General features: G+C 39.2%; 10 protein-coding genes and 1 tRNA gene. 3 read left to right on the forward strand and 8 right to left on the reverse strand.

The window, feature by feature from the left end:
• Positions 1-103 precede the first annotated feature (103 nt).
• From folP to H6G59_RS23400, 3 genes are all read right to left on the reverse strand, one after another.
• Complete coding sequence (gene folP / locus H6G59_RS23390; protein WP_190719172.1) at positions 104-943, reverse strand: dihydropteroate synthase; 840 nt, start codon at positions 941-943, stop codon at positions 104-106.
• A 96-nt stretch (positions 944-1,039) separates the two neighbouring features.
• Complete coding sequence (gene tpiA, locus H6G59_RS23395; RefSeq protein WP_190719263.1) at positions 1,040-1,765, reverse strand: triose-phosphate isomerase; 726 nt, start codon at positions 1,763-1,765, stop codon at positions 1,040-1,042.
• A gap of 626 nt (positions 1,766-2,391) precedes the next feature.
• The gene (locus tag H6G59_RS23400) at positions 2,392-2,901 is read right to left on the reverse strand and encodes a hypothetical protein (protein ID WP_190719175.1); all 510 of its coding nucleotides are present in this window, start codon (positions 2,899-2,901) and stop codon (positions 2,392-2,394) included.
• Between the two features lie 15 nt (positions 2,902-2,916).
• On the opposite strand from H6G59_RS23400, the gene H6G59_RS23405 reads away from it, so the two are divergent.
• A protein-coding gene (locus H6G59_RS23405; protein ID WP_190719178.1) for an IS630 family transposase occupies positions 2,917-3,995 on the forward strand; the annotation gives its coding sequence in 2 pieces (ribosomal slippage) (positions 2,917-3,385 and positions 3,385-3,995; 1,080 coding nt in all).
• A 219-nt stretch (positions 3,996-4,214) separates the two neighbouring features.
• Here the strand turns inward: H6G59_RS23405 and H6G59_RS23410 are convergent.
• Both H6G59_RS23410 and H6G59_RS23415 read right to left on the reverse strand, forming a co-directional pair.
• A tRNA-Ala gene (locus H6G59_RS23410) sits at positions 4,215-4,287 on the reverse strand.
• 42 nt (positions 4,288-4,329) lie between these two features.
• A complete protein-coding gene (locus tag H6G59_RS23415) occupies positions 4,330-5,058 on the reverse strand; it encodes an HAD family hydrolase (RefSeq protein ID WP_190719181.1) in 729 nt (242 codons plus the stop codon).
• A gap of 248 nt (positions 5,059-5,306) precedes the next feature.
• Here H6G59_RS23415 and H6G59_RS23420 point away from each other — a divergent pair, with 248 nt between their 5' ends.
• Entirely contained in the window at positions 5,307-7,454 is a 2,148-nt protein-coding gene (locus H6G59_RS23420) for an intein-containing RctB family protein (protein WP_190719183.1), read from the forward strand.
• 127 nt (positions 7,455-7,581) lie between these two features.
• Here the strand turns inward: H6G59_RS23420 and H6G59_RS23425 are convergent, their stop codons facing one another.
• Positions 7,582-9,306, reverse strand: a complete 1,725-nt coding sequence (locus H6G59_RS23425; protein ID WP_190719186.1) for a cation:proton antiporter — start codon at positions 9,304-9,306, stop codon at positions 7,582-7,584.
• A gap of 270 nt (positions 9,307-9,576) precedes the next feature.
• Positions 9,577-10,860 (reverse strand): dihydrolipoamide acetyltransferase family protein, encoded by a 1,284-nt coding sequence (locus H6G59_RS23430; RefSeq protein ID WP_190719189.1) that lies wholly within the window; start codon positions 10,858-10,860, stop codon positions 9,577-9,579.
• A gap of 530 nt (positions 10,861-11,390) precedes the next feature.
• Here H6G59_RS23430 and H6G59_RS23435 point away from each other — a divergent pair.
• Positions 11,391-11,915 (forward strand): hypothetical protein, encoded by a 525-nt coding sequence (locus H6G59_RS23435; protein ID WP_190719192.1) that lies wholly within the window; start codon positions 11,391-11,393, stop codon positions 11,913-11,915.
• A 130-nt stretch (positions 11,916-12,045) separates the two neighbouring features.
• Here the strand turns inward: H6G59_RS23435 and H6G59_RS23440 are convergent, their stop codons facing one another.
• A complete protein-coding gene (locus H6G59_RS23440) occupies positions 12,046-12,495 on the reverse strand; it encodes a YlqD family protein (RefSeq protein ID WP_127054890.1) in 450 nt (149 codons plus the stop codon).
• Between the last annotated feature and the right edge of the window lie 32 nt (positions 12,496-12,527).

Below are 12,527 nucleotides of genomic sequence, written 5' to 3' on the forward strand. Positions count from 1 at the left end.
TGATTGGTCATTGGTCATTGGTAATAATTATTCTCTCCCCATCTCCGCGTCTCCCTATCTCCGCGTCTTTGCGTCTCTCCATTGGTCACCTGTCACCTGTAACTTATCGATAAATGGCATCAGCAACCAGGGCAACTTCACGCATTTCTGAGACATCGTGAACTCGGAGGATATCAGCACCATAAAAAATGGCTGCACTACAAGCAGCTGCTGTTCCCCAAACTCTGGCTTGGGGATCTGGTTGGTTTAAAATTTTACCGATAAAACTTTTACGAGAAGCTCCTACCAGTATTGGACAGTTAAGTGCTTTTAATGTTTGCAAGCGGCGAAAAATTTCTAAATTTTGCTCATAGTTTTTAGCAAAGCCAATCCCCGGATCAATAATGATGTTGTCATGTTTAATCCCCGCCGCAATTGCGGCATTTATTTGCTGAGATAAAAAGCTATAAATATCCCCTATCAAATCCTGATAATCAGTTTGTTGTTGCATCGTCTGGGGAGTTCCCCGGATGTGCATCAACATAATTGGTACATCTAAATTAGCTACCGTTGACAACATTTCTGAGTCAAATGTACCGCCAGAAATATCATTGACGATATCGGCTCCAGATAATACAGCAGCCTTAGCAACATTGGCTCTAGTTGTATCTACAGAAATAGGAATTGCAATCTCTGGACGGATTACTTGTAAAACCGACAGTACCCGGTCAAGTTCTTCTGTGAGGGTGATTTGTTCTGCACCTGGTCGAGTTGATTGACCACCGATATCAATAATATCAGCACCAGCGGCTACCATTGCTTGCGCTTGGTTTAAAGCGGCGGAAACTGTGTTAAATTTACCACCATCACTAAAGCTGTCAGGGGTGACATTTAAGATGCCCATGAGATAAGTTCGCTGTCCCCAGATAAAACAGCGTTCTCGAATCATTAATTGGTTTGACATAAGTTACAATCCCGCCTCGGAATGAATTCCGAGGCTAATAGCCAAAGTCCGTTTTAACGAACTAAATTGATTTGTTAAAAAGTTGTAAATGGCGTTCTACTGATAATTGACAATTCTGGCAAAACTATCAGCTTCTAGACTTGCACCTCCCACGAGAGCGCCGTCAATTTCTGGTTGAGCCATGATTTCATCAATATTATTCGGCTTGACTGAACCGCCGTATTGAATGGAGACATTAGGATTAGTCAACTGAGAGCGAATTAAGCCAATTACCCGATTCGCTTCTTTGCTTTCACAAGTGTCACCTGTTCCTATCGCCCAAATTGGTTCATAAGCAATGACCAAATTATTTTGATCAATATCTACTAAGTCTTTTTCTAACTGAGTGGTAATCAGTTTTTCGGTTTCCCCTGCGTCCCGTTGTTGTTTAGTTTCACCAACACAGAGAATGGGGATAAGTCCATGCTTTTGAGCGGCTTTAAGGCGTAGGTTAACAGTTGCGTCTGTTTCGCCAAAATATTGCCGTCTTTCGCTATGACCAACGATGACATAGCGCACACCAATTTCTGTGAGCATGGGAGCGGCGATTTCACCCGTGTAGGCTCCATTTTCTTCCCAATGGACGTTTTGTGCGCCCAGTTGGATCAGGCTACCGTGCAAATATTTGGACATGACGCTTAAGTCAGTGAAGGGAGGACACAGTACCACTTCTCGTTCTGAGGGTGTTTCCTCCAAGTGGGGCAGAAATCCGCGTAAAAAGTCTTCGGACTCTGACCGGGTTTTGAACATTTTCCAGTTGCCGGCTATAACTATTTTTCGCACAGGTGATTTTGTCAAGATGCTAACGCTACTAGATGCATTTTTCACTCTACTACTTTTTAGGACACTCCTTGTCTACCGAGAGGGTAAAGGCTGCTATCTGAGTGTCTTAACTGTCGGGCTAGGTTTACAGTTCCGATGTTGTGGGGTTTGGGGAGATGGTAGAATGTCAGAAAAAACTGAGGAGATGGAAAGCGTTAGCGTAGCTCATCGTAGATATCGCTTTTTACTAAACCGATATTTTACGCCCTACTGATTTGGTTCACAATTCCCCTTTATATCGTGTTCGGTTAAAGACTGATAATTAAGGCCGACGCGGAGAGTTTTTTTGGATAAGTAATTAAGCGAACATGATATTAAATGCTTTATCGAGTATGGAAGGTAAAAGAGCATCAAGTTATTTTATTGCTTCTTCTCTGAATTGTTTGATTGTGTCTATTTTGGTTTGGAGTTCATCGAGGTAGGTATAGCTATATTAGTACAAATGTAGTGATATATACTCTAAACCCTAACACAGGGTGGGTTTTATGATTTGAGTCTATTTTTCTCCAGTCAAATACTAATGACTACGGTTTTACCTATTTTCTGTATCACGAATGATTTATGATTGCTATGATAATATTTTTATATTAACTAATATCTTGAATAGAAACTGGTTGTTGACGATTTTGATTTAAGAATTTACCAACTTTTGTCGGTGAATGACTCGAATCTGGTATTACAAGTTCATCTGGTTTGAAAATAATATCATTATAATTTTCCATCTGACGTAATTCCATAATATTACTTTTGATTTTATTAAGCTCATTTTCAACTGATTTCCAGTCTAAATCTTCTTCTAAGAAGACATTTAATAAATTAACCCAACCACCCCAAAATTTTGATAATAAGAAAGAAGTTTTTGGTTCATTTCTACTAGTTGGTTTATCTTTTTTGAAAACTGAGAACACAAGATTAAAATAGCGTTCAAATAGAATTATACTTTTTTCAACAAGAGTATCTTTATCAGATAACTCTGTTATCTTAGTAGCAAATAGTTTTTCAAACCCATATTTCTTAGACTTATTTTTTTCAATTCTATAGGAATAATATTTGATTTTTGAAAAAAAACTAAGAGATAATACGGAGAGGGTGTGCAAGTCTAAAGGAAAACAATGAGAAAGCAGGATTTAGAACAGGGGATGCCAGTGGTGGGTGAAGTCATCGCCGAACTACAGGAGTTTATAGCTCAAAATGCAAATGCTCGTGAGGTGAGGAAAGGATTAGCAATCAAACTGGTTTATCAAGGTTACTTATATGAAGAAATTCAAACAATTCTAGGCGTGTCACTAGGTTCAATAACAGGTTGGAAACAAGTCTACGAGGAAAATGGAATTGATGGGTTAAAACTAAAATACAAAGGAAGAAAAAGCTATTTGAATACCGAACAGAAACAGGAGGTATTGTGTTGGCTTCAAACAAAGGATTATTGGGAAATAGGAGAGTTAGAGTATAAACTAGCATTTGAATATGATGTAGTTTACGAGACCAAAAAAAGTTATTACGATTTGTTTAAAGCAGCCGGAATAAGTTGGAAAAAAACCACTAAGTCAAACCCTAAAACTGACCCAGATGCTGTAGCGGTAAAAAAAAAGAGATTGAAACACTGTTGGAAAACAACAGTAGGGAACTTGAAACAGGTAAATTGAGAGCTTTACTAATTGATGAGTGTCATTTAATGTGGGGAGACTTAAGTGGCTATGTATGGGGTAAAACAGACCAAGAAATCGCAGTTCCAGTGGTCAATGAGCGAAAAAAACAGACATATTATGGAGCAATTGACTATCTCGAAGGAGAATTAATACTTAAAAGTTACGATAAAGGTAATTCAAAAAATACTATTGATTATTTACTTTATTTACTCAAACAGTCTCCTGATCAACGATTACTCATCCTTTGGGATGGTGCTAGTTACCATCGTTCTCAAGAAATTAGAGATTTTTTGGACGAAATTAATCAGGGACTTTCAAGCGATCAATGGAAAATACAATGCGTTCGTTTTGCTCCTAATTGTCCGATACAAAATCCCATTGAGGATATTTGGTTACAAGCTAAAACATGGGTTCGACGTTTTTGTGCGTTGATACCAACATTTTCTCATTTAAAATGGATGTTTGAATGGTTTATCCGACACACTACTTTTGATTTTCCTACGCTTCAGATGTACGGAGCTTTTTCAAAAATCAAATATTAGTCCTATATATTATTCAATGGGAGGGTTAGAAGGCGCACTTCGTTCGGGACTATTCTCCAGTTTTTTCCTATACTAGAAGTATAGTGAAGTCAAATCTACAGCATAAAAATAGACGACATTAATTTGTTAACAATCATCTAGAAGGATTTGACGACACTAATTAGTTAACAGCGACACTAATCTGCGAATTGCGACATTTAATTTGCGAATGTACAACAATGGAGAATAGGAGACTCGAACCCCTGACCTCTGCGGTGCGATCGCAGCACTCTACCAACTGAGCTAATTCCCCTTATGAGTGCAGAGTAGCAAACTCTGACAGACGTACTCTATCTTAACACTCAGGCACGGCAGATTTTACATCTTTTTGCAAATAAACCTCCTGTACCCTTTCCAATTCCAAATCTGTCAAATAATCTACAGTCCAGTTGGCTTGACGCTGAAGCATATGAAAAGGGTAAGTATTCGCTACCCCAACTACTTGTATCTGAGCGCGTTTTGCGGCTTGAATACCCGCTGGAGTATCTTCAATCGCTAAACAATCTTGGGGTTGCAAATTCAATTCTACAAATTTTTGGTTGAAGCGTTCTACTGCCAGCAAATAACCTTCTGGTTGAGGTTTACTAGTGTTAGTGTCATCCCCAGTAACAATAATCTGAAAGTATTCAGCCAGTTTGCTACGTTCTAGCACAAATTCTATTTCTTGACAAAGAGCGTCACTAACTAAGCCTAGTTTAAGATTTTGCGATCGCACTTGAAAAATTAAGTCATCTATTCCCGGATACAAAGGCAGTTTTTCTAACTTCTCCAGTTCCAGCACATAAGCCTGAGCCTTGCGTTTGAGCAACTGAATTAAATACTCCTCGGTTGCAACTCTACCACGATTTTTCAGCAAGTCTTGAAAACAAGCGCGATAGCTCCTTCCCAGTGAAGCTTGACGCTCTTGCACCCTTTGGGGTTGGAGATTTTCCTGCACCAGAATCTCATCTATCAGTTTCAGATGAATCGGCTCATCTTTAATAATCACACCATTAAAATCGAACAGAACTGCCTTTAAACTCATGCCACTATGCCAAACACTAGGAAAGCAATATCCTGAAAATTATTATTATCCATTCTGGTGTCTGTTAATGTGAGCGATCGCTTGACAAACATATTACTTTTGTATTACAACTAAGTTACAGCAATCTGAAAATATTCTATGTACCGTCTAAATTTATACTAGCAATATACACTATTGTGTTTGCAATTCCGCAAATAGTCTATCTATGAATTTTCCCAATCCCAAATCTCAAATCCCAAAATCAAATTATGCCCTACGAACAATTAGGAATTAACACACCATCCCCCGTTTTATCTTGGGCAAATCATCCCTTAGCCTCAGATGAAACCAAGATGGCCAAGAATGTTGCCTCCTTGCCATTTGTGTTTAAACACGTTGCTTTAATGCCCGATGTTCACTTTGGAAAAGGAGCATTAGTTGGTTCAGTTATTGCCACCAAAGAAGCGATTATTCCTGCTGCTGTCGGAGTAGATATTGGTTGCTTTGTGGGAGAAACTTTAATTCCTTTAATAGATGGAAAATCCTATCCAATCAAAGAATTAGCAGATAATAACGGAGAATTTATTGTTTATGCTTGTACACCAACAGGAAAAATTGTAGCTGCCAAAGCCACTGCTCGATTAACAAGAAAAAATGCTCCTTTGGTGAAAGTAATTTTAGATAACAGTGAAGAGATTATCTGTACTCCAGATCATCAATTTATGCTTCGAGATGGCAGCTACCAAGAAGCACAATTTCTGGAAACAGGTACTTCCTTAATGCCTTTTTATTCCCAAGTTGATAAAGATGGTTATACACTCATATCTCAACCATACTCTGGGAGATGGCAAAAAGCACATTGGATGATTGCTCGTTCTGGTTTACTAGGTAAAATTCCCAAATTTGAGGGACAAAGAACAGTTATTCATCATCGCAATTTCCATGAATCAGATAATCGTCCAGAAAATCTGGAATTTATGGGAGCTAATGAGCATTCTGCCTATCACCGTTCTTTACTAGAAAGTAATCAACATTGGCAATCTCCAGAATTTGAAGAAAATAGAAAAGCTGCTATTGCGCGAAAAGCACAAACTCCAGAAGGATATCAATATTATGCCGAGCGAGGTACTAAAAATATTCTTCAGTATATGCAACAGCAACCAGAACATTTTAAAAATGCAGTTGCAGATAATGGAATTCGGGGTAAGCAATATCTAATCACATATAACACAAGTGAAAAAGGGAGAGCAAAGTCTCAAGAAATTGCCAATCGTTACTACACCTGTGAAATCTGTGGTGCAGAAGTTAAGACACCAATTGGACTGCATAACCACCGTCGCAAGGAACACAAATGCAATCACAAAGTTGTCGCAGTAATTCCCCTAAATTACACAGAAAATGTGTATTGTCTGACAGTACCAGAGTATCATAACTTTGCTCTAAAAGCAGGGGTATTTGTTCACAACTGCGGAATGTGTGCCATAAAAACACCATTTACAGGTGAACAACTCGAAGGTAAACTCAAGAAAATTCGCCTAGATATTGAAGCTGCAATTCCCACAGGATTTAATGAAAACAAAGATGTAGAAAAAGCAGTAACTAACTGGCAACGTTGGCGCGATTTTTCTAACTTGCATCGTGGTGTGCAAGATTTAGAAAGCAAAGCCATGAAACAAATGGGTTCTCTTGGTGGAGGGAATCACTTTATCGAAATATGTCTCGATACAGAAAACCAAGTTTGGCTGATGTTGCATTCCGGTTCTCGCAACATTGGTAATAAACTAGCCCAATGCCATATTAATACCGCCAAAGAATTAGCGAAAATGGCAAGTGAGAAATTACCTGATCCTGATTTAGCTTACTTTGTGGCTGGTACACCAGAATTCCAAGCATACTGGAAAGACTTACAATGGGCGCAAAATTACGCACTTTTTAACCGTGATGTAATGATGTCCCGATTTAAAAAAATTGTCGAAAAACATCTTACAGGGGGGAAAGTAACCAAACCTTTATTAGAGGTAAATTGTCATCACAACTATGCCGAAAAAGAAGTACATTTTGGCGAAGATGTGTATGTAACTCGTAAAGGTGCAGTTCGCGCTCAAACAGAAGATTATGGGATTATTCCTGGTTCAATGGGAGCAAAATCTTTCATTGTCAAAGGTAAAGGAAATGCTCATAGTTTCTGTTCTTGTTCTCATGGTGCAGGGCGTTTGATGTCCAGAAATAAGGCAAAAAATGTCTACACACTTGATGATTTAATTGAGCAAACTCAGGGTGTAGAATGCCGTAAGGATACTGGAGTTTTAGATGAAATTCCTGGTGCTTATAAACCAATTGAGCAGGTGATGGAAAATCAAGCTGATTTGGTGGAAATAGTGGCAACTCTTAAACAAGTTCTTTGTGTAAAAGGTTAAATTTGTAGGGTGGGCAATGCCCACCTTTTTTATTTTTAAACGCAGAGGTACGCTGAGGTTAGCGCGGAGGTACGCTGAGAGTAGGGATAAAATTGGGAGTTTATAGCTGGTAATTGTGAAAAGAGGTCTATTCTTGCTCAGGTCTAACACTTAAATATCTATCTTTACGAATAGTTTTGATAACAGTTTGGATATAACTTTCTGCTGCACCCAAGGTTTTTAGTAAATGATTTCCTAACTCTAATGCTGCTTCAAATTCAGGTTGTACTACTTCTTTAGCGCCCATTTGGGTTAAGATGTCAATTTCTTTGTTACTGTGTGAGCGAGCAATTACATCTAAATGAGGTGCAATAGTCAAAGCAATTTTCAAAAGTAAGCGAGTGCTGGCAGGATCTGGAAGGGCAATTGCTAAAGCTTTGGCAGTTTCTAAATGTGCTTTTTCTAATACTAATTCAGAATCGGCATCTCCGAAAATGTAAGGGATTTGGTGCATTCGCAGTCTTTGTACAGATGCTTCGCTATTTTCAATTACTAAAACTGGATATCCTTCGCTTTGTAATATGTTGACAATTACTTGCCCAACTCTACCGTAACCTGCTACTACTACGTGACCAGTAATTATTTCTGGCATAGATATTGTTTTTGGTGTAGAAAAGCGTTGTAATAACTTTGCTAGAAAGGGGTTTTTATTCAAAGTATCTGCAATAAAAGGTGCAACATTGAGCGATAAAGGAGTGAGTAGGAGTGTAATTGCTGTTGTTCCTAATAATAAAGAATAGGTTTGTTGAGATATCAGTCCTAATTTTAAACCTACTAAGGATAATACAAAAGAAAATTCTCCAATTTGGTTGATACCAAAACTGACTATAATGGCATTTTTTAGAGAGTAGCCAAACTTGAGAACAATGACTAAAATAATTGCTGCTTTACCCAGCATGACTAAAGTTACAAGTTCTAATATTAGTCCAAAATTGTTGATAAGGATAGCAGGATCAATCAGCATTCCAATTGATGCAAAAAACAGACTCGCAAATGTATCTCGCAAAGGTAAAATTTTTGCTAATGCCTGATCTGCATAATCAATTTCGGAAATCATTAAACCAGCTACAAATGCCCCCATTGCAATTGAAAGACCTAAATATGCAGTTGTTAAAGCAACTCCTAAACATAAGGCAATTACAACTAACAGAAATAACTCATTACTTTCGGTAGCGGCAATATTACTTAAAACATGAGGTACTATCCACCGACTAAATATAATTGCGACTATTACAAAAAGTGCAATTTTAAGAAGAGCAAATCCTAGCGCTACAGCAATATTTTCTGGTTGTTTAAAAGCAGGAAGTATTGCTAACATTACACCCAATGCTAAATCTTGGGTAATTAAAATTGCCAGCATAATTTGCCCATGCACTGTATTAGTTTCACCCCTTTCTGTGAGTGTTTTTAAAACAATTGCTGTGGAAGAAAGAGATAAAACTGCTCCTAAGAAGATTCCTTGTGTGATTCCCGCGGCCCAACCCGTAATTGATGTTACTAGTGTTACTAAAGCAATTGTCAATCCAATTTGCAGTAAACTACCTTTAAGAGCAATTTCTTTAACTCGTTTTAATTCTGCTAGAGAGAATTCTACACCCAGTGCAAACAGCAGGAAAGCGACACCAATTTCTGCTAAAGATTTAATGTCAGAAACATTGCCTAATAACTTGAAGCCAAAAGGGCCTATAGCAAATCCACTGACTAAATAACCAAGTATTACAGGTTGATGCAGCCGATGTGCTACAAATCCTCCGAGTGCTGTACTTACTAAAACAATTGTTAAATCTAGAATTAAACTATGCTCTGTCACCATGTTGTCTTTGGTTTTATTTTGTTGTCAACTTTTGTCACTTACTTTTCAGAGTAACTTGAGTTGACAATAGTCAACATCTACAGTGCGATAGCTGATATAGCAGGTGACAGAGGACAGGTGACTCTTGACAGTCTGAAGAGTATTTTGGTGTCTAGGTTTTATAATCAGTTGGTGTCCTAACCGCCCTGTCCGTTGCTATAAAAAAAACTTGGAATTTAAAAACTCCAAGTCTGAAATTAAGTAAGATTTATTGGTTTCTAAAGTTTTTCCTTAAAGTGTCAAAGATTGAGGATTGGTTTCAATCAAATTAGCCAAATCTTTCAGGAATGCTGCTGCATTAGCACCGTAAATAATCCGGTGATCACAGGTAATATTAACTTTCATTTGTTGACGCACACCAAATAAACCATCAGCAGTGGCTACTACTTGTGGACGAGAGGCAGCGATCGCTAAAATTGAACCTTGTCCAGGTGGTAAAATTGCGTCAAATGTATCTACACCAAACATTCCCAGGTTAGACAGGGTAAAAGTTCCACTGTTGTATTCTTCTGGTTGTAGTTGTTTAGCTCTAGCCTTGTCAACCAAAGTTTTCCAATTGCGAGATAGAGAATAGATATCTACTGCATCTGCTTTTTGTAATACTGGTGTAATCAAACCGCCATCATCCATCGCCACTGCAACGGCAATATTGATACTAGAATGATACACAATTCCTTGGTCTGAATAACTGGCATTCAATAAAGGGTGTTTTTGTAATGTCACTGCTACAGCTTTCGCTAATAGCGCTGTCATCGTCACCCCTTTAGATTTAATTTGCTTGTAAAGTTTGTCTAATCCATCAGTGGTAATTGTGTAACCGACATGGAATGTAGGTACAGATAGGCTGGTCATCATGTTCCGTACCACTGCATTTTGCAGAGTAGTTAATGGTACTGTCTGACCAGGAACAGCACTGTTGACCACAGGTGCAGGAGATGGTTTTGTATCTGCTACAGGTGTCGCTGGGGTAATAGCAGGAGCCGGAGTAGGAATTTGCTTAACTTTACCAACGGATGTTTCCACATCTTCAGCGACAATCCGACCGTAGGGACCACTACCTTTAAGGGTATTTAAATCTACTTTCAGTTCTTTTGCCAATTTGCGGGCGCGGGGTGAAGCTACTAGCCTTCCTTCCCGGTGGTTAGAACCATTTTGAGAGACTGCGGCGGGTGTGGCGACGGTTGCAGCGGCGACGGGTACGGGAGCGGGTGTAGCAGGAGCAGCAGCAGTGCTTCCTGGATTAGCTTGAGATATTGCTGTTTCAATTTCAGCTTCTGTTTCTACTACGTAAGCGATCGCTGCTCCAACTGGGGCGCTTTCACCAGCGGGGACTATAATATGGGCTAGAAATCCCTCATAGAAGGATTCCACATCCATATCTGCCTTATCGGACTCCACAACCACCACTGTTTCGCCTTTTTCCACTTTATCCCCTGGCGATTTTACCCAAGAGACAATCTTCCCCTCTGTCATGGTGGAACTCAGCGCCGGCATAAATACTTCATGAATGCTCATAATGGTGGTTTCAGAATCAATAATTTTATGGACTTTAACAGCTGTTGCCAGATCGAATTGTATCTTGGCACGAGAATTTTAGGTTATAAACGGGTCTGGGGATTGGTGACAAATCAATTGACACTACCCACGGCCAGAACCCCAGGGATTCCAGCTTCACCGACTCCAATTGGAACCTAAAGCGTCGGGTGATGTCTATATACATAGCAATTATTGATAGTTAGTCAATAGCAACTAAAATTATTGCTATATAGTACAGTACGGTGGAAATAACCCACCCATTAGAAAAGTCTAAAACCCTGACGGAATGGTAATTACGAATTACATATCCCTAGCGGAACCAGAGGTACTATTACGTATCCCTAGCGGGACCGGAGGCATTATTACGAATTCCGCAAAGCGGTAATAGCTATGTTATTCACCACTTGGAAGATATAAAAGCTGCTTATTAGCAGTGGCTAGGGGTGGGAGCGAAATCTAGAATTCAAAATTGGTCGTTAACCTGTTTGAAATTCCCCTTTAATAGTATTATGTCGGCAAAGTTCAAATTGTTTTTAATTTTGATACTCAGCGTCTTTGCCACTGCTGCCGGAGTGTATTTAATCCAGCATCAGCCACCAGCATTAATTACTGGAACTGCCAATGGGCAACAGCAAAAATTGTCTGTAGAAAAGCAATCTTCCGAATTCCTCGCTTACCCTGAGCGTTCTCATTATCAAACCATACCTTTAGAAAGTATCAATTCTGCACTTCAAGGCAGTGATCCTGCAACTCTAGCTCTGAATGCTCTTGATGAGGTGGCATCAGGGGTGAGGATACATCAAGTAGAGGTGGCTTATCCTCAACCTAATCAAGCCTTAGTGACGATTACACAAGTCAAGCAGGCTAAAGATAATTCTGGAAGTTCCATTAGATATCGCATAGAAATGAGCCGCTTTGGGCGATCGCTTTTAGTGAGTTCACCCCCCATCTGGGAAATTATCTGGGCTGGCTCCCAGGTACAATGTTTTTCTAGAAGTCCAGCCCATAATAAATTGAGTAACTCCTGTCGTTAGTCATTGTTCATGACTAATAGACATCGGCCTTTCTTTAAATATGCGTTATCCAGAACCCTTGTAGAGACGTGACTGGGTAGGAATTCTCGTCTCTACAATCTTTTTCACTCCTATGTCTAATGACTAAATCTTAGATATCACCGCGAATTTCTTCAACAATGCCATCACGCAGCACAACTTCAACCTGCATTTTGCTAATTAAGTTATCACCTGGTTCTACCCGGAAAAAGCCTTCCATTTGAAATTGGTTGACTTCCTGATCTAACTCCAAAAACTGTACTTGCTGAAGATTTTGTAGTAACTGATTTTTCTGTTCTAGCAGTTCACTTTTCTTTTGATTGACTTGGAGTTGGATATTGTCAATTTGTTGGAGGGTTTGGGGGCCTGGTGGTTGTAAACTCTGCTTTTGAATTGCGGCAACTGCTCTTTGTCCTTCAACGTCTAGTTGTTGCAGTTGTTGATCTAGTTGATTGATCTGAGCCTGTAGCTGCTGTTGCACTTCCTCTTTCCAGAGGGGAGTGACGATAACTTTCACATTAACGCCACGTTTTAAAAGCAATTGCGGGTTGGAGACATCCATAAAAATTTCACGTTCACTATTACTAGTTTGCA

Origin of the sequence: Anabaena lutea FACHB-196 (assembly GCF_014698305.1) — a bacterium.
Lineage (GTDB): Bacteria > Cyanobacteriota > Cyanobacteriia > Cyanobacteriales > Nostocaceae > Anabaena > Anabaena lutea.

Excerpts from the sequence above, each read along its gene's own strand:
- H6G59_RS23420 (WP_190719183.1), top strand. The coding sequence starts at position 5,307 with ATGCCCTACGAACAATTAGGAATTAACACACCATCCCCCGTTTTATCT.
- H6G59_RS23435 (WP_190719192.1), top strand. The coding sequence starts at position 11,391 with ATGTCGGCAAAGTTCAAATTGTTTTTAATTTTGATACTCAGCGTCTTT.
- H6G59_RS23440 (WP_127054890.1), bottom strand. The coding sequence starts at position 12,495 with ATGGATGTCTCCAACCCGCAATTGCTTTTAAAACGTGGCGTTAATGTG.
- H6G59_RS23430 (WP_190719189.1), bottom strand. The coding sequence starts at position 10,860 with ATGAGCATTCATGAAGTATTTATGCCGGCGCTGAGTTCCACCATGACA.
- H6G59_RS23415 (WP_190719181.1), bottom strand. The coding sequence starts at position 5,058 with ATGAGTTTAAAGGCAGTTCTGTTCGATTTTAATGGTGTGATTATTAAA.
- H6G59_RS23425 (WP_190719186.1), bottom strand. The coding sequence starts at position 9,306 with ATGGTGACAGAGCATAGTTTAATTCTAGATTTAACAATTGTTTTAGTA.
- folP (WP_190719172.1), bottom strand. The coding sequence starts at position 943 with ATGTCAAACCAATTAATGATTCGAGAACGCTGTTTTATCTGGGGACAG.